This window comes from Viridibacillus arenosi, from assembly GCF_001955655.1.
GTDB classification, from domain to species: Bacteria; Bacillota; Bacilli; order Bacillales_A; family Planococcaceae; genus Viridibacillus; species Viridibacillus arenosi.
The window spans coordinates 317742-340184 of sequence record NZ_MSPW01000001.1; the positions used below are offsets into that span (position 1 = coordinate 317742).

Sequence of the window (22443 nt, forward strand, 5' to 3'; positions counted from 1 at the left end):
ATATCGTAAAAGAAACTACTTATGCACGAACGAATATTCCTTTCGATTGTTTTTCAAGATTGCTTAGGCGTTGTTGAACTGTTGCAATGTCATTCATATGTTTTTGAATTTCGGTGTGACGTTCCACAGACATTTGTGCTTGTAGTAACTGATCGATTAATTCAAGTTGAGTAAGTAAATGAGATATTCTTTGCATCATAATCGCCTCCTAGCTTTATGATTTCCTTATAAATTGAAATAATCCTTTCCACAAGACAAAACAAGTGCGAGTTCGATATAAATAGAAAAAATCTCTGTCTTTTCTGCTACGATTTTTGTTTATAAAAATATGTTATTATTATTGTTGATGAGGTGGTCAAATGGCAATTCGCTATCCAAACGGAAAAAAGTATACTCCACCAAATTCTGAAGTAAAAAAAAGGAGTATAAAGGATTATTCCTATAGTAATCGGGGCAAAACTTTAGAAGATGAAATTGATGAAGCAAATGATTTTTATTTACAACGACAAATAGCAGTCATTCATAAGAAACCTGTTCCGATACAAATCGTCAAAGTAGAGTATCCTTCGAGAAGTGCAGCTGTTATACGGGAAGCATATTTTAGAACACCTTCTACGACGGACTACAATGGTATATATGAAGGTTACCATATCGACTTTGATGCCAAGGAAACGGAAAGTAAAACATCTTTCCCTTTAAAAAACGTGCATCCACATCAGGTTGAACATATGACGGTTGTTGCAAAGCAGCGAGGTATTTGCTTTCTATTAATACGTTTTTCTTCCATGGAACGTTATTTTGTAGTACCTTTAGAAATGCTGCAAAATGCTTGGACTAGGATGCTTACGGGTGGTCGTAAATCAATTTCTTTAGTAGAATTTGAGGAACAAGCAATTGAAGTAAAACCAACTTATAGTCCACGTATCGATTATTTACAAGCAGTACGTAAAATGCTGCCATAAATTATGAATGTTTGTTAGAAAGTGAGGAGAATTTAATGGGGCAAGAAATTAATTCTCGAGAACAAAGAAGAAAAATGCGAGAACAACAACAAAAGAAGCAAAAAAAACCAATGAAAGTTTGGCTTAAACGTCTTTTAATAGCAATAGTATCAGTTGGTATTGTTTTATTTATTGCAGGCGCTACATTATTTGCATATTATGCAGCTACCGCACCTGACTTGGATGAAGAATTATTAAAGGATCCTGTATCATCTCAATTCTATGATTCTGACGGGAAAGTATTTTATACGATGGGATTAGAAAAGCGAGAACACGTAGCTTACGAAGACATCCCGACAGAAATGCGCGACGCTATTTTGGCGACGGAAGATGTTCGCTTCTTTAGTCACCACGGAATTGATTTTTATCGCCTTGGCGGTGCTATTCTAGCCAATTTACGACATGGTTTTGGTGCACAAGGTGCGAGTACATTAACACAACAAGTTATTAAAAACTCATTTTTACAAAATGAAAAAACACTTAAGCGTAAAGCACAAGAAGCTTATTTAGCTATCCAATTAGAGCGTGAGTACTCTAAAGAAGAAATTTTCGAAATGTATTTCAACAAAGTATTAATGTCCGGCCGTATTTATGGATACGGAACTGCCTCTAAATACTTCTATGGGAAAGAGTTAAAGGATCTAAAATTAGAAGAAATGGCTCTTCTAGCAGGTATGTCGCAGTTACCGAATGCATATAATCCATTCAAATATCCAGAATATGCTGAAAAACGTCGTAATACAGTTTTAGGATTAATGTATCAACACAAAAAGATTACAAAAGAACAAATGGAAGCAGCAAAAAAAGTCGATGTTGAAGTTGGACTATTACCTGAAAACAAACGTAAAACTGCATCAACGTCAAAATATGACGCGTATATCGACGTGGTCTTAAAAGAACTAGCTGAAAATGGTGATGGGAAATTATTGGAGGAAGGTATTAATGTCTATACAACATTAGATTCTTCTGCTCAAAAAATTGTCGAGACTACTATGAATTCAGATATATTCCCTACAAAAGAGATTCAATCTGGGATGGCAGTAGTTGATACTGAGACCGGAGCGATAGTAGCTATCGGTGGTGGACGTGATTATGGTCCTGAACGTGGTTTAAACTATGCTGAGGCTATTAAAAATCAACCGGGTTCGACAATGAAACCAATTATGGACTATGGTCCTGCAATCGAAAATTTAAAATATTCGACAGGACAAACTATTACCGATGAAAAAATGTTCTACACAGGTTCTTCTAAACAAATTAATAACTTTGATAAAATGTATAAAGGTGATATGACCCTTCGCGAAGCACTTTATACTTCTCGTAATGTACCAGCTGTGAAACTTTTAAAAGAAGTGGGAACAGATAAAGCGAAGAAATTTATCAATAATCTTGGTATTGAAGCAGACGAAATTTATGAATCTGATGCTATCGGTGGCGGTAAAATCAGCTTATCTCCTATTGAAATGGCAGGAGCATATGCTGCATTTGGGAATAACGGTATTTACACTACTCCACATTCTATTAAGAAAATTGTCTATCGTGATGGAAAAACTGCAAAATCATATACACCAGACCCAACACCTGCTATGAATGATTACACTGCATATATGGTAACTGATATGCTACGTGATGTAGTTGGTCCAAAATACGGTGCATCTGGAACTGCGGCAGCTATTCCAGGCTTAGATATTGCGGGTAAAACAGGTACTACAAACTACGGTGCAGATGAATTCCAAAAATATAACCTACCTGAATCGGCAGTTCCAGATTCTTGGTTCGCAGGATATTCAAGTAAGTATTCCATTTCTGTATGGAGTGGATATACAAACCGTAAAGATCCAATTACTACAACAGATGAACGATTATTGCCACAAAGATTATTTAAAACAGTAATGAGCCAAATTTCAGCGAATACAACAACACCAAACTTTAAAAAACCAAATTCAGTTGTAGAAGCTAAAATTGTGAAAGGTTCAAAACCGTTGCAATTAGCAAGTTCTAGTACACCAGCAGATAGAACTTCAACTGAATTATTCGTTAAAGGAACGGTCCCTACAAATACTGCTCCTGTAGAAGAAGTTGAAAAGTTGGAAGCACCTACTGACTTAAAAGCAACGTTCGACGAAGAGGCAAATGCAATTAACTTATCTTGGGCGCATAAAGAACCTAAAGATAAGAGCGTTAGCTTCGAAGTTTCAGTGTCGGTAGATGGTGGTGGTGAACAAAAACTAACTCAAACGAGTGATAAGGCGTACACTTATAGCACACCTCAAGATGGTAAAACATATGTCTTCTCAGTAATAGCGATTGCAGATGATGAGAAGAGTGCGGCTGCCTCGACATCCATTCAGATTAAGACGGCACCTCCTGAAGAGGAAGTAACGCCTCCAGAAGAAAATGAACAGCCTGAAGTGCCTGAAATACCTGTTGTACCAGAGGAACCTACTGAAGATGATAATGGTAATAACAACCCTGATAACGGTACACCACCTGTAGATAATAACGATGGAATAAAACCTGATGAAGATGAAGAAGAAGTCGATACGAGTGGCACGAACGATGACAATAGTAATGACAATAAACAAGCAATAAACAGTAACGATCAATATTAACAATATGAAAAGAGCAGCAACCTCCAATAGAGATTGCTGCTCTTTCTTTTATATATTTACCTGTCAATCCTTTTTAAGGCGTAAACGAGCCATTCTCTTTTTCGTTTCAATAAACAATTCATCTAGTTGACGATAACAAGCATACTGACCAGGTCTTCGTTTAATAAATTGCAAACGCTCAGCACCATTAATCGGTAAAGCTTCATATTCATCGGATAGTTGTATACTCTCCGTTGTAACATTAGAGGCATTTATGATAAACGATTCATATAAATAGATTCCTTTTTGCATAATATCTTTTGCTTTGCCATCACGGGCTGCATGTGAACTATGGATTTCTGCACGTAATATCTCCCAGTCAGCTAGCCATTGGTCAACTTGTTCTTTTGATATAGCCTCTTTTCGGCATACTATCATCTCTTAACAAGACCTTTCTTATCGCGTTTTTGCCCTTCTCTACAAACGTCAAAAAGTGGGCATACTTGGCATTGCGGATTTTGTGATTTACAGTGATAACGTCCAAAAAAAATTAACTGATGATGTGTTTTTGACCATTTTTCAATTGGAGTTTTTTTCATCACCGTTTCTTCAACTTGCAACACTGAGTCTTTCCAACGACATAAACCTAATCGTTTTGCGACTCTTTCGACATGGGTATCTACTGCGAGTGCTGGAACGTCAAATGCAACAGACAAGACAACGTTCGCTGTTTTTCGCCCAACTCCTGGTAATGTAACAAGCAGCTCCCTATTGGCAGGGATTTCACCGTTAAATTCCGTTAATAGAATATGGCACAGCTTTTGAATATTTTTAGCCTTACTACGGAACAATCCAATAGAGCGAATATCTTGCTCTAATTCTTCTAAAGGTACTGCTAAATAATCTTCTGGTGTTTTATATTTTCGAAACAACTTTGCTGTAACTTTATTAACTAAAACATCCGTGCATTGCGCAGATAGTAATGTGGCTATCGTTAATTCGAAAGGATTATCATGTACTAGCTCACAATGAGCATCCGGAAACATCTTTTCCATTTCCTCTAAGCAATAATCCCATTGTTTCTTCGTTAACATGTGTACCTCCCTTATTCGCGTTCTTCTAGCCAATTGTAAAATGGCACTTTTTTTGTTGGTTGTGGTTCAACATGTGTTGGTTGTGGTCGTGAGGGTAACGTATTTTGCCGGAAATTTTGTGCTAGTTTTTCGGCATCTTTTGGTGTTTTGACATTTTTCTTTTTCCATTCGAATAGTATCCTGTCCACATAACGTAAGCTTAGCTTTTGTGATAAGACAGCTTCAATTAATGCTTTGCGAATCACTTCTGGAGAATGACCATCTTGATCTAGCCACATTGAAATTGTTTCAGATTCCATCGGTGAAAGAAATCGTCCAAATTCTTGTTCAAATAAATTGAACAACTCGCCTTCTTTTAACTTCGAGCTCACTTCTACCTTTTTCACTGTTTTTTCCGTCATACAGTCGACTAAACGCGCCCATAATGGCTGTAAATTAAATGTTTCAAATAATACACCGTGCTCGTCCACTTTTTGTAAAATTTCTATAAAACCTTTTTGCATCATTCTTTGTAAACTGGAGGCTATTTCATCCTCAGTTAATTGCATGCGATTTGCTATATCTGTTGGTGTTGGAAACGTATTCCCTTCTTCATGAAATGCAGTTAAATGCATAATAAGCATGGCGTCTAAATCTTGGATGCCTAACTCCTTATAAAACTTAAAAAAAAGCTGAGAAATAGTAACATTTCCCTGCTCTATCCAAATTCGGAGTCGATCAGCTTCGTTCGTCATTATCGAACTCCCCTTTTTTGTCTGAAAATTAACAAGAAGAATCGCAATAAATTGCGGTTCTTCTTGTTAGGTGTTATTAATTGATTTCGTTACTTGTCGCGGCTAAATTGTCCACTTTAGCAATTAATCAAGGATATAGTCTATTTAGTAAACGTGGGAATGGGATTGATTCACGTACGTGTTCTGCTCCTGTAATCCATGCTACTGTTCTTTCTAAGCCAAGACCGAAACCTGAGTGTGGTACTGATCCTTGTTCACGTAGGTCTAGGTACCAAGCATATGCACTTTCATCTAAATCATGTTCTTTTAAACGTTGTTTCATTAACTCAAAATCATGTACACGTTCAGAGCCACCGATGATTTCACCGTAGCCTTCTGGTGCAATTAAATCAGCACATAATACAACGTCATCACGGTCTGGATGTGGTTGCATATAGAACGGTTTAATCCCTACTGGGTAGCATGTGATAAAGACCGGTTTATCATAATGTTCAGCAATTGCTGTTTCGTGAGGGGCACCAAAATCTTCTCCCCACTCGATATCATCGAAACCTTTTTCATGTAAAAGCTTGATTGCATCATCATAAGAAATACGTGGGAAAGGTGCTTGAATATGTTCTAATTTAGATGTATCGCGACCTAAACGTTCTAATTCAATTTTACAGTTTTTAAGAACTGATTGTACGATGTAAGAAACATATTGTTCTTGCACTTCTAAGCTTTCATCGTGTTCAACAAAAGCCATTTCCGGCTCAATCATCCAGAACTCGATTAAGTGACGACGAGTTTTGGATTTCTCTGCACGGAATGTTGGACCAAATGAGAATACTTTTCCTAATGCCATTGCAGCTGCTTCCATATACAACTGGCCAGATTGAGAAAGATATGCATCTTGATCGAAATATTTTGTATGGAACAGTTCTGATGTTCCTTCAGGAGCTGATCCAGTTAAAATCGGTGGGTCAACTTTTGTAAAACCATTATCGTTAAAGAATTCATATGTTGCACGGATGATTTCATTACGAACTTTCATAATTGCGTGTTGTTTACGAGAACGTAACCATAAGTGACGGTTGTCCATTAGGAACTCAATACCGTGCTCTTTAGGTGTGATTGGGTAATTATTTGCTTCAGAAATTACTTCAATCTCTTTTACTTGTAGCTCATATCCAAATGCCGAGCGTTCGTCTTTTGTTACTTCACCGACTACATAAAGAGATGATTCTTGATGTAAGCCTTTAGCAGTTACAAATACTTCTTCAGGTACTTCAGCTTTTACTACTACGCCTTGGACAAATCCTGAACCATCACGTAATTGTAAAAATGCAATCTTACCGCTTGAACGTTTATTTGCAAGCCAAACACCTAATTTAACTGTTTCGCCAACGTGATTTGACATGTCTTGAATTCGAATTTTCTTCATATAGACCTCCTGCAATTTAAACAATTTTGCAGACTGCCTATATATAGACAATCTGCTTAATTGTTAGAGTATTAATCTTGCCATTTAGATTTAACAAATTTATCCATTCTTGAAACAGCTTCTTCTAATGCTTCTAAAGAAGTTGCATACGAAAGGCGAACTGTTTTTTCAGCTCCAAAGCCAGAACCAGGAATTACAGCAACATTTGCTTCTTCTAATAAAGCTTTAGCAAATGCATCAACAGATTCATAACCTGTTTTAGCTGCCGCTTCTGATACATCTGGTAGTAAGTAGAATGCGCCTTCTGGTTTCAACACGTGGAAGCCAGGGATTGCATTTAATTTTGGATAAATTTCTGTTAAACGTGATTCAAAAGCTTGACGCATTTCTTCTACTGCATCTTGTGGCCCATTATAAGCTTCAATAGTTGCATATTGTGCTGTAGTCGTTGCATTAGAAGTTGAGTGACTAGCTAAGTCAGTCATTGCTTTAATGATTTCAGCATTACCTGCTGCATAACCAATACGCCATCCTGTCATAGAGTGAGATTTTGCTACACCGTTAATGACCATTGTACGTGCTTTTACACTATCTGAAAGTTGTGCGATTGAGAAATGTTTAACTCCATTATATACAAGTTTTTCATAAATTTCGTCTGACACGATTAGAATGTCTGCTTCTTCACAAACTGCAGCAATTTCAGCTAATTCTTCTTTTGTATAAACCATACCAGTAGGGTTACTTGGTGAGTTTAAAATAAGTGCACGTGTTTTATCAGTAATAGCACCGCGAAGTTGTTCAGCTGTAACTTTGTATTGTTGTTCTGATGTAGCTTCTAAATGTACAGGTACACCGCCAGCTAACTTCACTTGTTCTGGATAACTTACCCAATAAGGAATTGGGATAATTACTTCATCTCCAGGGTTTAATAACACTTGGAACAGTGTATAAAGGACATGTTTCGCACCCACACCAACCATAACTTCGTTTGGTGCATAAGTAAGATTATTGTCTCTTTCTAACTTAGCAATAATAGCTTGTTTTAATGCTGGTAGACCGCCAGCAGGTGTATATTTTGTGAAGCCTTTCATCATAGAGTCTGCAGCTGCATCTAAAATGTTTTTTGGTGTGTTAAAATCAGGCTCACCCGCGCCTAATCCAATAACATCAATTCCTTGATCCTTCAATTCTTTTGCTTTAGCTGTAATTGCTAGAGTTGTTGAAGGTGTTAATGTTTTTACACGGTCTGCTAAATGCTGTTTCAAGTTAATCTTCCCCTTTTTTTACAAGTTCAAAATACGCTTCCACCACTGTCCGTTTTCGAACATAATGTAAACATAATTTAGTTTATCCTCTTGATTAAGATACGTAATTTCCCATACAACGCCGGGCTCTTCTATACCTAGTTTGGTATGAAGGATTTCTTTCACGTTATCCTTTTTCGACACTACAGAAAGTGCTTCTTTTTCAGAAGTGCCATCCTCCATTAAAACTTCTTCTAGCTTTGCCTTACCATCATCTTTTGGAACAAACACAGCTTTTTTCTTTCCTGCCTTATCTGTTCCTATTACCGTAACATACGGTTTCTTACCGTTATATACATATGTATCGGTGACAGTCACAAGCTTATCTGCATCAATCACAAATTGCTTAGCGTCTTTCTCCGAACTGTAAAACGGTGAATAAGATTTCCAAGCAACTATAACGACAATTGATAACGACAGGATTAACAAAAATATCGTAAAGAACTTGATCCAATTTTTCATTATATCACCTTACGTTTCATTTATCGTGAAGATAGGCTTCATATTGCTTTCTATTAAATGCGGTGACTCTGACATCGAAATGGCTTTACATAACGCATTTTCTAGTTGATTGAAGCTCGGCTGAAAACATATCTTACTAGCTGATCGTACTTCAAATTGTCTTTCCATATGATCGACCTGCTTTCTATCCTCATACTTTTTTATTATACCAATGTTCTAATTCTAAGACCATATGTTGTAGGGATACTTTTTTCACCGGTATTGCTGGAAGAGCACGTATAAATTCCTTACCATATGATTTCGTCTCAATTCTTCGATCTAAAACGATAAAAACACCCTTATCTTGCGACGATCGGATTAGACGACCAAAACCTTGCTTGAAGCGTAAAATGGCTTCAGGTAGTGCTAACTTATAAAATGAATTCAATCCTTGCTCGTTTAATGCTTCCGCCCTGGCTCTGAAAATCGGTTCTTCTGGAGCTGAAAATGGTAAACGTACAACAATGACTGCTGACAATGCATCACCTGGCACATCCACACCCTCCCAAAAGCTATTCGTACCAAATAATACGGAATGATTAAACTTCTGGAATAGCTTCAGTAATCGCATTCGACTACCTGAAGACATACCTTGAGCAAAGAGCATATAATCACTTAATGCTTCCGTTTCTTGTATTAACTCAACTGTTTTTCTAAGCATATCTTGAGACGTAAATAGTACGAAACAACGACCTTCAGTAACCAGTACAGTTTGAACAATGGCATCTGCTACTGCTTCCACATATTCTGTTTGTGAAACTTGTTGAATTTCAGGCATATCATCAACAATGTAAAGACTCGCACCATCGTAGTATGATGAGGGTGCCTGGAATTGAAATAGTGGCACAGAGCTTTGAAGGCCTAATTGATCCGCGATAAAGCGGCGATTGTTTGGTACAGTTAATGTACCAGAAGCCCAAATGATCCCTGCTCGTGTACGGAAACTGTCTAAAACAGCTGTGACAGATTGTGCGACGTGTATTGGGCGTTTATATACATGTAGACTACCTGGAATACTACGTTGGTCTAACTCAATCCAAGCTGAACAATCTACTTCATGGGATAAAAAGATGGAATCCCATTCAGCCACTTTGATCGTTAATTCACGTAACCAGTAATACCAGTCTGATAATATCGTTTGCTGCGTAGGTGATAAATCATCAGGATTTTGCTGGAATATATCACTTAGTTCCTGAGCAAGTTGCACCCATTCTTGTATACTAAGACTCACTTTTTCAAATAAAGGTTGCTTAATCAAGAGCGAATTTAATGGATAAGTACGCTTATTATGACGTGAAGCTGACTTTTGAATGTTTAATTGATTAATCAGTTGATAAATTGCTGTATCAAAGATTTGCACCATCTCACAGTATTTTATTTCTAACTTTGATAATTGCCTAATCGGGATTTTCCCACTATCAGCCATCAATTTAAAGTAATTATGAATTAACTGATGGTCATCAACTGACCCAAGTTGACCAAAAATGTATTTCCACTGTGTATACGAGAGTGCTTTTTCATCTCTTAATGTGGCTGCTTGAATAAATTGATGCGCTTCATCTAGTATCCAACCATCAACCGATGCTAGAACTGGCTCAACTCGTGTTAAATCAGATAGCAACATAGCATGATTTGTAATAATTAGATCTGCCGTTTTGCTTTTTTTAATGGCATTTTCATAAAAGTCAAAGTAACCTTTACCACGAGAAATAGTTGTAGCCGATGAACGTCGTACTTTGTCTAATAGTAATTGTCCACCGCCAGACAAAGTAATTTCATTTAAATCGCCTGTCGTTGTATTCGCAAGCCAGACGAGTAGTTGCATCATTGTAAATGATTCATCATAGGAAGCGTCTTCAGCAACAAAAAGCTCTGCAAAACGATCTACATCTATATAATGTTCCATTCCTTTTAATAAGGTCACATTAATAGAAGTTTGAAGAATCGCTTCCGCTTTTGGTAGTTCTTCTGCTAATAGTTGGTCAAGAAGATGCGAAGTATATGAGCTAATCCCTACTTTACTATTTGTATGTTTGGCATAAATAATTGCAGGAATTAAGTAAGCTAATGTTTTACCAATTCCAGTCGATGCTTCAGTCAATACTTCCTGTTTTGTTTTAAGGGCATGCCAGACTTGGTCCATCATCTTAAATTGATCAGGCCGCACTTCAAAATCTTTGAAAGCTCTAGTAAATAATGCTTCTTTTTCAGCAACAGATTGTGGATATGTTAAAGTACTCTCTGACTTAGCCTCAATAACTGCTCCCCTTAAAGCTATATTTTTATAATAGAAGTGAAGCTCTGATTGTTTAGATACAGCTCTTTTTATCTGAATCGCATCAAAGAATAATTGCGATAAATCTGATTTTAATCTGAAAGAACGCTGATGCAATTGTTCAATTGTTGAAAGCGGGAGAGTTAAGAGCTCTTCCCAACCACGTTTTAATAATAATGCGGTTGCATAGGCATCATCATCTGCACGATGTGCTTGTTTCAATGAAATATTCAACTCCATAGCTATATCTTGTAGCTTATAGCTAAAGGCTGTTGGGAATAATATTTTCGATAATTCAACTGTATCCATTTGTTTTCCAAACCATTTTGGTAAACCAGCTCTTTTAAATTCAGCTTGTAAAAAAGGCAAATCAAAATCAGTGTTGTGCGCTACAAAAACACAATCTTGTATAATGTTATAAATTTTTTCAGCATGCGCTTCAAATGGTTGCGCATCTTTGACATCATTGTCCGTTATATTCGTCAAGTCTTGAATAAAACGAGGAATTTTCTTCCCTGGGTGAATGAAAGTGGTGAAAGTTGACTGCACTTCCCAATCTTTCATTAAAACAATCGCTATTTGAATGATGCGGTCCCCATTTTGAGATGAGTGACCTGTCGTTTCTAAATCTACGATTGCATATGTTTGACTGTCCATCATTTACTTCACAACTTTCCGATCGGTTTATATTCAAAATTCTATCACATTTTGAGCAGAATAGCTGAAGTCGATGTGCAGAAATATGGATTTTACAGATTGTTTTGGTAAGTTGCATGTTTGTTGGGTCATTTCTATTGTTTGTTGTGCTAATTTAGCTGTTTGTTGCACTAACTCATTCATTTGTTGCATTGATTAGATACTTTGTTATTTAGCTTTAAAACACAATAAAAGCACCCAAAAATGGATGCCTCTCCTATTACATAACTGTCGCTTCTGGTTCATATTGGATGAGTTCTTTTATCGTATTACCCTGCTGCATAATTGCTACAGTTGGTTTATGATTTTTCGCTTCTTCGTCATTAACATAGGCATAAGACATAATAATGACGACATCACCTTTTTGCACTAGACGAGCTGCCGCCCCATTTACACAAATAACACCGCTACCGCGCTCTCCAGCAATAATATATGTCTCAAAACGTGCGCCATTATTATTATCAACAACATGTACTTTTTCATTTTGTAGCATACCAACTGCATCGAGTAAATCCTCATCAATGGTAATGCTACCTATATAATTTAAGTCCGCTTGCGTAACAACCGCACGATGGATTTTCGCATTCATCATCATTCTAAGCATCATTTATTCCCCTTTTTCTTGAAAAATAATATTGTCGATTAGGCGCGTGTTACTAAAGTAAACCGCTGTCGCAAGTAAAACTTTTTTAGTTTGCTCTGTCACTTCAGTAAGATCTGGATAACTTAGCATTTGCAAATAATCAATTTGACCATTTGAATTGGCTTCAATATACTCTTTTGCAAGATTTGTTGCCTCAATATTATTATCAGATTCGAAATAATGGTTTTTAGCAAGAATCAACGCTTGATGAATTACTACCGCTACTTTACGTTGTTGTTCCGTTAAAAATACATTTCGGGAGCTTTTCGCTAGACCATCTTCTTCTCGAACAATTGGCACACTTCTAATTTCTAAAGGAAAATTAAAGTCACGCACCAAAGTTTCGATAAGCGCTAGCTGTTGTGCATCTTTTTGTCCAAAATAAGCCTTTGTTGGCTGAGTTATGTGGAAAAGTTTTGTCACAATTTTTAATACCCCATCGAAATGTCCAGGTCTTGTTGCACCACAAAGAATTTTAGATTGTGGACCAGCCAATATTTGAATACCACCATTATTCGGGTACATTTCACTGGCAGAAGGAGCGAATAAAAAGTCAACGCCTACTTTTTCTGCAATCTTCGAATCACGATTTAAATCTCTTGGATAACTTTCATAATCTTCGTTGGGTCCAAATTGCGCAGGATTGACGAAAAGGCTCATGACAACAATGTCATTTTCTTTACGTGCAGCCGTTGCTAGTGCCATATGACCTTCATGTAAATAGCCCATTGTCGGAACGAGACCGATTGTTTTATCAGCTTTTTTTGCTGTAGTAATGTGTGCAGTTAATTCTTTGATAGTTGAAACGATTTTCATTTTCTTATGCCTCCGTATAGCTGTTCAAGTTGCTGATCTGTCATCGTGAAGCGATGCTCTACTTTTGGAAAAGAACCTTGCTTAACTGCTTTTGTATAACTTTCGATACCTTTTAACATCAATTCTCCTGCGGGTGCAAACTTTTCAACAAATTTCGGCACATGGTGGGTTCCATATGCAAGAACATCATGGTAAACGAGTACTTGTCCATCAACATCTGCTCCCGCTCCTATTCCTATTACGGGGATTTTAAGTGCCTTTGTAATCTCTGCTGCTAGCTGATATGGAATACATTCAAGAACAAGCGCACATGCTCCTGCCTCTTCGACTTTTTTTGCATCTTGCAATAATTTTTCTGCAGCAACGGCTGTTTTTCCCTGCACTTTATACCCCCCAAGAACTGCCGCAGATTGTGGTAGTAAACCTAAATGTGCTACTACTGGAATCCCCGTATTTACTAAAGAGGATATGACATTGACAACAGTCTCTGCCCCTTCGACTTTTAAGGCACTAGCACCTGTCTGTTGGAACATATGAATCGCAGTTTGCAGTGTTTGGTCAATACTTCCGTGATATGAACCAAACGGCATATCAACTACGATAAAAGAATCCTTTGCTCCTCTTTTTACAGCTTTTGCATGATGGACCATATCTGCGACTGTCACAGGAACAGTTGAATCGTAGCCAAGCACGACCATACCAAGGGAATCACCTACTAATATCATATCTACTCCAGCTTCTTCAGCTAGTCTTGCAGATGGGTAATCATATGCAGTAAGCATAACAATTTTGTCGCTTTGTTCTTTCATTTTCAAAAAATGAGTCGTTGTTTTCAAAACGCTTCCTCCTCTTTTTAGGAAGAAAACAAAAAACCCCTCTGTCTAAAAATGGACAGAAGGGTTGCGTATTCATTGAATTGCATCGTTTTCTTCCGTCCCTGTCTATTACTAGATCAAGGCGAATCTCTTTAGTTATAATTTTTATAGCGAGGTACAGTTCAATCAAATTGATACTGTCCTATATTTCAACTATAACAAGTTTGTCGATACATTCCAATCTTTATTTTTCGAGTGTAATATCAGCCGAATAGATACCTTTTATCGTGCCATCATCTAATTGCAATTGTAAAACACCATCATTTGTTATTCCGATGGCTTTACCAATGAATACTTCTTGCAAGGTTGTTGCTCGAATACGATTTCCAATAGTACAAGAAAAACTTTCCCATTGAGACTTAATCGGTTCAAAACCTTCTTTTATATATTGTGAACTGTAAATTTCTAAGTAATAAAGTATTTTAGCAACTAAAGTTGCACGATCTATATGTTTGCCACTAGCTATTTTAAGGGATGTTGCGATGTCTTTTATTTCTCCTTCGAAATCATTTGGTTGATGATTTACGTTTATACCGATTCCCATAATAATTGCATTTACGCGGTCAGGATCTGCTTGTAATTCTGTTAAAATCCCAGTACATTTCTTACCATCTATCAATAAATCATTTGGCCATTTAATTTCTGGTTGTACACCTGTCATGTCAGCTATAGCTTTAGTCAATGCCACTGCAGCTACTAAAGTAAATTGAGGTGCTTCATAAGGAGCTATCTCTGGTCGAAGGATGACACTCATCCAAATCCCTTTACCTTTCATCGACTTCCATTCACGCATCATACGGCCACGGCCCGCTGTCTGCTCCTCGCAAATGATAACAGTACCTTCTGGCGCTCCTTCTTGTGCTTTATTATGTGCAATTGCTTGCGTAGAAGTCATTGACTGTTCATATATAATACGGCTGCCGAATTTTTTCGTTTCAAGAGCCATTGAAATATTCGCATCATCGACTGTATCAGGCGTTGCCGTTAAAACATAGCCTCTTTTCTTTACAGTTTCAAAGGCATATCCCTTTTCCTGAAGTTGCTTCATATGCTTCCAAATTGCCGTCCTAGAGATGCCAAATTCATCTGCTAGCTGTTGTCCGGAAATTGGTTCTCCATTAGCCTCAACTAGTCGCTTAATAATTTCATTTTTCAGTGTTGCTTTCATGACTGAACCAATCCTTTATCTAAATGTCGTATCAAAATATAACATTTTGTTTTTAAATGTTTATTTTGAGCTGTTAATTAGAATCAATAGTATCACTATTCATCGCAAAATAAATCTAAATCTTAATCAATCTTAACATTTTGTCACTTTTTGGTCACTCAAAAAATATGTTTTGCTGTAAAGGCAAACGATATTAACCTATTGGTAAATGAAATTGGTTCATATAAAGGGTCTACAATACAAAAGGATGAAGACAGTGGTGTATACTACTTCAACATAACTGCTGACGGAAACTGGACTATGAAAGTACCAATAACAAACTTATTATTCCCGCAACAGGCAATAAAGCTATCCACATCCATTCCTCTATCGCTACATCTTCAGGTGCAATATCTTCATCTACAAAACAATAGTAAATACTTAACAAAATCTTCATGGCCATACACCCCTATGGTTTAGATTTCCCAAGCCTCTTCCATTATTAAATTCACTTTGATACTGCGTGTGACACCCGTAATTACTATATATATGAATGACTATAAGCATTCTACTTTACCCTGTTTATACACACTTATAACACTTAATAATGCTTTACGAACTTTTGTGATGTACTAAAACTATGTTTCTATCAATAGATGCTTTTACCCTAAAGATTATTCCTGATAATTGATATAGTTCGCTAGATTTGAAAAATAGGGACAACACTTTTAACGGAGTTGTCAGATCTTTCTCTTTTCATTCTTGTTCTCTTAATTCCTTAGTAGCCGAACTTATCGGCATATGGAATATAATACAAAATTAAGTAAAAGTTCTATTAGTCTTTTGGAAAATGGGGATGTAGATCCTAAATTAGATTCTGTAATAATTTTAACTGATTACTTTGGAGTAAAAGGACAATATTCCTTTGGCGAGGTAAATGAAGAATAATTATATAATTCAAAAATCGAAACAATCGCTGCACATATTGAAGTAGGTACAAGAACTACTTATTCTTATTACTTAAAAATGAATTAATAAATGAATCTGAAAAATTAAATCCGTGGATTATAGTACTCTTGGACACAATACATGGTAATTCAAAATGTAAACTGTTAAATTATTCAGGAACAATTAGGGCACTCCTTCATTCAGGAAACATTAAATACTTATAGTCATTTGACCAAAAAAGACAAAGCAAAAACAGGTGACTTAATAGACGACGTTTTTTAATTTGGTCGCTTTTTAGTCACCTGTTCGGAATTCAATAAATTAATTGAGCTTAGAATGCTTGTATAGAAGCGTTTTGGATCCTAACTCGTATACTCATTCAAAAACCAATCTTTTATTTTTTGTCGATCATTTACAAGTTTATTTAATAGTATTTCATCAACCATTTTATCAATCACCATTTTTAACCACGGTCCACTTTTTTTACCGCTCCACTCAATCAAGTCTCGTCCATTGACGACAATTTCAGAACGAGATTGAATTGCTAGTGCATTCTTTTTCTGTACAATTTCGGATCGTTTTAAATTGTCATTAGTATGGTAGAATTTTATCGCAAAATCATTTGCAATTTCTAATATTGGAAAGTCAAACTCAAAATAGTCACTCGAAGTCCATCCAGTAGTAGTCCTAATTTCATAAGCTTGTAATACTTGTTTCACATAATTTTTTTCTTTGTTTGAACAATTAAATGTATTTAAAAGTTGGACAGCATTTTCATCCTGCTGTAATAGAATGAAAAACGCCCATCCATTAACTGGATTTCCAAAGCTTTCGAAAGTACTCCAATACTCCACATTCTTCGAAAAATCCCCAGGTAAATGGTCGACAAGCCTCGTATCATTTAGGTAACGAATCGCTTTTTGCGCATTTGAACTTGTCCACACTTTGTCAAATTCTATTTTTATTCGTTCTTTTGCAATAAAGCTTATATCTATTGCTTGATTACGGATCGCTTTGAAAGTTTCTTCTTCAATAGCAAAGCCGAGCTGAGCACTAAATCGAATTGCGCGAAGCATTCGCAGTGCATCCTCACTAAAACGACTACTAGCATTTCCCACAGCTCGTATTATTTGAGATGATAAATCACTTTGTCCACCAAATAGATCTACTATTTCTTTAGACCCACGCATAGCCATAGCATTAATAGTGAAATCACGACGTTTTAAATCTTCTTCTAAGGAACGTACAAATTGCACATCATTAGGACGACGATGATCTGCATACTCTCCTTCTGTTCGATATGTTGTGACTTCTACAGGACTAAGAGGATGAATAACTAATACTGTTCCATGTGCGATACCGACATCTGCAGTACGGGAAAAAACAGTCTTCACCTCTTCAGGTAAAGCACTCGTTGCAATATCGACGTCATTGGCTAATTGGCCTCGTAAATAATCTCTTACTGCGCCTCCAACAATAACCGCTTCATAACCAAACTTCTCTAAGGATTGTACGATTTCAAAAGCAGCTTGCCAATTCTCATCTAACTTCATTTTTCCGCGCCACCTTCGCATAGAGAGCCTCGTATTGTTCCACTATTTTTGAGGAATGGAAGCAATGATTTGCTCTATAAATTGCCGCTTCACGGAAAGATTGTAATTTGTTTTCGTCTTGTAGTAGATCGATAGCATATGTAGCTGCTTGATTTGTATCACCTAACTCTACTATATAACCATTCTGACCATGTTCAATCACTTCTGGTATACCGCCAACATTCGTACCAATACCAGGTACTCCACAAGCCATTGCCTCTAATAAAACAAGGCCAAACGATTCTTTTTCAGACATGAGTAATTTCAAATCACTCATCGCATAAAGCTCAGATAAATTATCTTGTTTTCCTAAAAACAAAATATCATTTACAAATGGACATTTCTTTATTTCTTCCATAATTCGATGCTTTTCAGGTCCATCTCCAACAAGTAGTAATTTGGCAGGCATTTGCGTTCTCACTTGAATAAATGTTTTTATAATATCTGGAATATGCTTTACTTTTCGGAAATTCGATACATGTATTAGTACCCGTTCATTATCCAATATGCCAAAATCTCGCTTTAATTGTGTGCCATCTTTTGGTGTATATTCCCGTTCATCAACAAAATTATAAATTGTTTCGATTGTTTTTTTTGTTTCGATTAGTTCATAAGTTTGACTCTTCAAGGAATCCGAAACTGCTGTTACAATATCAGATTTTTCAATACCATAGCGGATTGCGCCAGTAAGTGATGAATCATATCCTAATACCGTAATATCAGTACCGTGGAGCGTTGTAACTATACCGACATCTTCACCAGCCATATCTCGTCCCAACACAGCACATACAGCGTGTGGAATAGCATAATGCACATGCAGCACATCTAGTTTCTCACTTTTAATAACATCTGCCATTTTACTTGCTAACGCAATATCATACGGAGAATGTTGAAATACGGAATAACTATTTACTTCAACTTCATGATAAAAAATAGTTGGATAAATTTTATTTAAGCGAAAAGGCATGCTAGAAGTGATGAAATGAATTTCATGACCTTTCTCAGCCAGCATCTTACCAAGCTCAGTAGCGATAACACCCGAGCCTCCAACGGTCGGATAACAAGTTATACCAATTTTCATTTTACGCACCCGACCACTTCCTTTCTTACTTGCATCTATTTTTATAGAATATTTATTTAAATACTCGCGGGAATTAATTCATTTTAACAGTTAGTCATTGGTGAAGGCATTAATTTCTTCGTTCTTCTATTAAACGCCAATCTATAAAACCTTCTTGTAGACCTTTAAGTAAGACCTCAGCAGTCCCCATATTTGTTGCTAAAGGAATTTGATAGACATCACATAAGCGAATTAAAGCTGAAACATCTGGCTCATGTGGTTGTGCTGTTAATGGGTCTCGGAAGAAAATAATCATATCCATGTCATTGTCAGCAATCATACTACCAATTTGTTGATCTCCTCCAAGAGGCCCTGAACGGAATCTTGTAACTGGTAAACCCGTTTCATCAATTACACGCTGTCCTGTCGTTCCTGTCGCATATAAGCTATGTTCGGCTAAAATATCACGATATGCTGTTACGAATTGGATTAAACTATCCTTTTTATTATCATGCGCGATTAAAGTTATTTTCACAGAGCTCATTCCATTCTTATAAAATATTTTCTAAGCCGTATACTAATTCATCTAGTTCCATTACTTTTTCAATTGAAAACTTTACACCTGACATAAATGAGTTACGGTTAAATGAATCGTGGCGTAGAGTGAGTAATTGTCCTTCTCCACCAAATAGTACTTGCTGATGAGCTACAAGTCCAGGAAGACGTACGCTATGAATTCGTAAACCTTCAAAATCAGCACCTCTAGCACCTGGAAGTGTTTCTACTTCATCTGGATGTCCTTGTTTGTGACTTCTTCTATTTTCTTGTATCAACTGGGCAGTTTTAATCGCCGTACCTGAAGGAGCATCTAATTTTCTATCATGATGCATTTCAATTATTTCGACTTCTGGTAAATAAGCTGCTGCCATTTGTGAAAATTTCATCATTAAAACTGCACCTATTGCAAAATTTGGTGCAATGATGGCACCAAGTTGTAAATTAGCGGATAGTTCTGTTAATTCTTCTAATTGTTCATCTGTAAAACCAGTCGTACCAATAACTGGACGAACACCATTTTGTAGTGCTACTTTCGTATGCTTATACACAGCTTCAGGCGCCGTTAAATCCACAAAAACATCTGGTTTCGACGTTCTAAATAAATCTTCTAAATTTCTAAAAACAGGTACATGATAAGTATTAGGGAATTCTGTATAATTCTCCAGTGAATTTGCAATTTCTCTATGGTCTAGTACCGCTACTAATTCCATTTGATCGCTCTTCATTACTGTATGTACAGCTTCGGATCCCATTTTACCTCTTGGCCCAGCTATTGCAACACGAATTGTCATTAATTCTCTTCCTTTCTAGTCCAGCGATCTTTATCGCGCGTTTCAAATTTATGTAAAACTCTTTGTAAAGCATCAGCCATATTAATATTCTCTGCATTAGCAAAGCAAATGAGGACAAATAAAAAGTCTCCAAATTCTTCTTCTAATGATTTTGCTGCTTCTGTAGGCTTTTTCTTTTTCATGCCATAGACATTTTGCACTTCTCTTGATAATTCGCCAAGTTCCTCCGTCAATCGTGCTAATAATTCAAATGGCGGAAAGTAGCCTTCTTTAAACTGTCCTATATAATCATCTACTTGTTTTTGCATTTGTTGCATTGTTACTTCCTTGCTCATATATACAACTCTCCTCTATCTATCGTAATCAATAATACTTGTTGTTGTCAAAATGTCGAAAATACATGATAATATATTTCTATAAAAGAAAATATGTAAACTCTTCCATATGATTTCTCAAGAGCGATCGTCAAAGACCTCTCACTATTGTAAATCAAATAGTTAATGGATTAACTACTTAATCAGTTTTTCTTTTAGCCCTTTCTATTATACAGTCTACTAACCAAAAATGAGGTGAAAAATTAAATGCCAAATATTAAAATTAAAAATGTACTCTTTATCATTCTTGGTGCAGCTATCTTCAGTTTTGGATTTATTAATTTTAACGTTCAAAATGAACTAGGAGAAGGCGGCTTTACAGGGATTACTTTAATTTTGTACTTCGTTTTTAAATGGGATCCAGCATTGATGAACTTAGTACTAAATGTACCGATGTTTATACTCGGTTGGAAATTACTAGGACGTAAAATGTTTGTTTATACATTGATTGGAACAGTATCAGTCTCTGTTTTCATGAAAATCTTCCAAATTTATCAGGTTGATATTGGTTTGAAAGACGATATGTTTTTAGTTGCATTATTCGCAGGTGTTTTCCTAGGTGCTGGACTCGGTATTATATTCCGATATGGCGGTACTACTGGAGGTGTTGATATTATTGCACGTCTAGTTAATAAATATATCGGATGGCCGATGGGAAAAACAATGTTCATGTTTGACGCTGTTGTTATTGTACTGTCATGGACAACTTTTCTTAATTCCCGTTCAATGATGTATACACTGGTAGCTGTCTTCGTCAGTGCTCGAGTAATTGACTTCGTACAAGATGGTGCGTATGCTGCACGAGGAGCAATTATTATTTCCGTAAAACAAGATGAAATTGCTGACCGTATAACTAAACAAATGGAACGAGGCGTCACGATTTTAAAAGGTTATGGTCATTACACTAAAGAAGATCGTGAAGTTATCTACTGTGTCGTTGCAAAAAACGAATTATTTAGGTTAAAAAGTATTATACAATCCGTTGATCCTCATGCATTTGTTTCTGTCTCAGAAGTTCATGATGTAATTGGTGAGGGTTTTACATTAGACGATAAGAAGCAACCAATCGATTAATTATTTTTTCTAAAGCAGATAGTACAACTATATCTGCTTTTTTATATTGAATTTCAAAATTCATAAGAAGTAAAACACACAATCTAAAATCATAGAAAAAAGCCCGCAACACTGGAATTTTTCCACTGTTGCGGGCTTTGACTTTATATTAACGGAAAGTACCATAACTCATGATACGCGGACCCCAGTAACTGCCTTTTGCAATACTTTGATATTGAACTTTGTTACCTGCAGCATGTAAAACTTGACCATTACCTGCATATAATCCTACGTGTGTAATGTAATCTCCACCGGGATTTGCAGAGAAGAATATTAAATCTCCAACTTGAGGATTACTTGTATATGCCGCTGCTGCACGCTGCGCACGGCTGTTACGAGGAATACTACCTTGTCCAGCTTGTTTATACGCATATTGTGTGAAACCACTGCAATCGAATCCAGAAGGTGAAGTGCCTCCCCATACATAAGGAACTCCTAAGTATTTTCTACCAGCATCAATAATATCTGATCCAGTAGCACTATTTGAAACTTTGCTTACTTTTTTATATTTCTTTAAATATGCTGAAGACATCCAACCTGTTTTACCGTTATATGAAACTTTATACCAAGTTGTACCATTAACTTTTTTCTTATAAGATGCTTTAACGACAGCACCTTTTTTAGCAGTTAAAAGAACTTTCGAAGTTGTTTTTGCGCTAGTACGCATATTTAATGCTGCTGTTGTTTTGTATTTTCCACTAATTTTAGTAGCTTTTGAACTAGCAACCATTGTAATTGCATTTGATTTATGTACTTCATTATTAGTTGTTAATGATTCTGCAGAAGCTGTATTTTGTTGACCATTTGTTAACCCTGTAAATGAAATCGTTAAAGCTAATGTACCTGCTGTAATTGCTGTAAATAGATTTTTCTTTTTCATTGATTTAAACTCTCCAATATTTATTCA

Annotated in this window: 23 protein-coding genes; 3 read left to right on the top strand and 20 right to left on the bottom strand. The window is 36.4% G+C overall.

Features of this window, described 5'->3' with window-relative positions; all coding sequences use genetic code 11:
- Positions 1-19 precede the first annotated feature (19 nt).
- Positions 20-199, bottom strand: a complete 180-nt coding sequence (locus BK137_RS22130; RefSeq protein WP_143691494.1) for a hypothetical protein — start codon at positions 197-199, stop codon at positions 20-22.
- Positions 200-359: 160 nt separating this feature from the next.
- Between BK137_RS22130 and recU the strand changes: the two genes are divergently transcribed.
- On the top strand, positions 360-962 hold the full coding sequence (recU, locus tag BK137_RS01485) for a Holliday junction resolvase RecU (RefSeq protein ID WP_038190569.1): 603 nt from the start codon (positions 360-362) through the stop codon (positions 960-962).
- Positions 963-997: 35 nt separating this feature from the next.
- Complete coding sequence (locus BK137_RS01490; RefSeq protein WP_038190572.1) at positions 998-3613, top strand: transglycosylase domain-containing protein; 2616 nt, start codon at positions 998-1000, stop codon at positions 3611-3613.
- Between the two features lie 63 nt (positions 3614-3676).
- Here the strand turns inward: BK137_RS01490 and BK137_RS01495 are convergent, their stop codons facing one another.
- From BK137_RS01495 to BK137_RS01570, 18 genes are all read right to left on the bottom strand, one after another.
- A complete protein-coding gene (locus BK137_RS01495; RefSeq protein ID WP_038190575.1) occupies positions 3677-4030 on the bottom strand; it encodes a YpoC family protein in 354 nt (117 codons plus the stop codon).
- Positions 4027-4686: an endonuclease III gene (gene nth, locus BK137_RS01500; RefSeq protein WP_038190578.1), complete on the bottom strand. Its 660-nt coding sequence runs from the start codon at positions 4684-4686 to the stop codon at positions 4027-4029. The genes BK137_RS01495 and nth overlap by 4 nt, the downstream gene beginning before the upstream one ends.
- An 11-nt stretch (positions 4687-4697) precedes the next feature.
- A complete protein-coding gene (locus BK137_RS01505; RefSeq protein WP_038190581.1) occupies positions 4698-5420 on the bottom strand; it encodes a DnaD domain-containing protein in 723 nt (240 codons plus the stop codon).
- A 127-nt stretch (positions 5421-5547) separates the two neighbouring features.
- A complete protein-coding gene (gene asnS, locus BK137_RS01510; protein WP_038190584.1) occupies positions 5548-6843 on the bottom strand; it encodes an asparagine--tRNA ligase in 1296 nt (431 codons plus the stop codon).
- Between the two features lie 71 nt (positions 6844-6914).
- Positions 6915-8108 (bottom strand): pyridoxal phosphate-dependent aminotransferase, encoded by a 1194-nt coding sequence (locus BK137_RS01515; RefSeq protein ID WP_038190586.1) that lies wholly within the window; start codon positions 8106-8108, stop codon positions 6915-6917.
- Positions 8109-8126: 18 nt separating this feature from the next.
- Entirely contained in the window at positions 8127-8609 is a 483-nt protein-coding gene (locus tag BK137_RS01520) for a cell wall elongation regulator TseB-like domain-containing protein (RefSeq protein ID WP_038190588.1), read from the bottom strand.
- A gap of 9 nt (positions 8610-8618) precedes the next feature.
- A complete protein-coding gene (locus BK137_RS22135; RefSeq protein WP_155981209.1) occupies positions 8619-8777 on the bottom strand; it encodes a hypothetical protein in 159 nt (52 codons plus the stop codon).
- Positions 8778-8799: 22 nt separating this feature from the next.
- A complete protein-coding gene (gene dinG / locus BK137_RS01525) occupies positions 8800-11583 on the bottom strand; it encodes an ATP-dependent DNA helicase DinG (RefSeq protein WP_038190591.1) in 2784 nt (927 codons plus the stop codon).
- A gap of 256 nt (positions 11584-11839) precedes the next feature.
- Positions 11840-12223: an aspartate 1-decarboxylase gene (panD, locus tag BK137_RS01530; protein WP_038191190.1), complete on the bottom strand. Its 384-nt coding sequence runs from the start codon at positions 12221-12223 to the stop codon at positions 11840-11842.
- A gap of 3 nt (positions 12224-12226) precedes the next feature.
- Positions 12227-13078 carry a pantoate--beta-alanine ligase gene (gene panC, locus BK137_RS01535; protein WP_038190594.1) on the bottom strand — a complete coding sequence of 284 codons (852 nt, stop codon included), beginning with the start codon at positions 13076-13078 and terminating at the stop codon, positions 12227-12229.
- Positions 13075-13914 (bottom strand): 3-methyl-2-oxobutanoate hydroxymethyltransferase, encoded by an 840-nt coding sequence (panB, locus tag BK137_RS01540; RefSeq protein WP_038190597.1) that lies wholly within the window; start codon positions 13912-13914, stop codon positions 13075-13077. The genes panC and panB overlap by 4 nt, the downstream gene beginning before the upstream one ends.
- A gap of 223 nt (positions 13915-14137) precedes the next feature.
- The gene (locus BK137_RS01545) at positions 14138-15121 is read right to left on the bottom strand and encodes a biotin--[acetyl-CoA-carboxylase] ligase (RefSeq protein WP_038190600.1); all 984 of its coding nucleotides are present in this window, start codon (positions 15119-15121) and stop codon (positions 14138-14140) included.
- A 298-nt stretch (positions 15122-15419) separates the two neighbouring features.
- Positions 15420-15557 carry a hypothetical protein gene (locus BK137_RS22140; protein ID WP_155981210.1) on the bottom strand — a complete coding sequence of 46 codons (138 nt, stop codon included), beginning with the start codon at positions 15555-15557 and terminating at the stop codon, positions 15420-15422.
- Positions 15558-16410: 853 nt separating this feature from the next.
- Positions 16411-17601 carry a CCA tRNA nucleotidyltransferase gene (locus BK137_RS01550; protein WP_038190603.1) on the bottom strand — a complete coding sequence of 397 codons (1191 nt, stop codon included), beginning with the start codon at positions 17599-17601 and terminating at the stop codon, positions 16411-16413.
- Complete coding sequence (gene bshA / locus BK137_RS01555) at positions 17588-18730, bottom strand: N-acetyl-alpha-D-glucosaminyl L-malate synthase BshA (protein WP_038190606.1); 1143 nt, start codon at positions 18728-18730, stop codon at positions 17588-17590. Before bshA ends, BK137_RS01550 begins: the two co-directional genes overlap by 14 nt.
- Positions 18731-18830: 100 nt before the next feature.
- Positions 18831-19235 (bottom strand): methylglyoxal synthase, encoded by a 405-nt coding sequence (gene mgsA, locus BK137_RS01560; protein ID WP_038190609.1) that lies wholly within the window; start codon positions 19233-19235, stop codon positions 18831-18833.
- Positions 19236-19251: 16 nt separating this feature from the next.
- Positions 19252-20049 carry a 4-hydroxy-tetrahydrodipicolinate reductase gene (gene dapB / locus BK137_RS01565; protein ID WP_038190612.1) on the bottom strand — a complete coding sequence of 266 codons (798 nt, stop codon included), beginning with the start codon at positions 20047-20049 and terminating at the stop codon, positions 19252-19254.
- The gene (locus tag BK137_RS01570) at positions 20049-20384 is read right to left on the bottom strand and encodes a nucleotide pyrophosphohydrolase (protein WP_038190615.1); all 336 of its coding nucleotides are present in this window, start codon (positions 20382-20384) and stop codon (positions 20049-20051) included. The genes dapB and BK137_RS01570 overlap by 1 nt, the downstream gene beginning before the upstream one ends.
- A 246-nt stretch (positions 20385-20630) precedes the next feature.
- Here BK137_RS01570 and BK137_RS01575 point away from each other — a divergent pair, with 246 nt between their 5' ends.
- Positions 20631-21497, top strand: coding sequence for a YitT family protein (locus BK137_RS01575; protein WP_038190618.1), 867 nt, complete (start codon positions 20631-20633; stop codon positions 21495-21497).
- Positions 21498-21645: 148 nt separating this feature from the next.
- Here the strand turns inward: BK137_RS01575 and BK137_RS01580 are convergent, their stop codons facing one another.
- Positions 21646-22416: a C40 family peptidase gene (locus BK137_RS01580; RefSeq protein WP_038190621.1), complete on the bottom strand. Its 771-nt coding sequence runs from the start codon at positions 22414-22416 to the stop codon at positions 21646-21648.
- Positions 22417-22443: the final 27 nt, after the last annotated feature.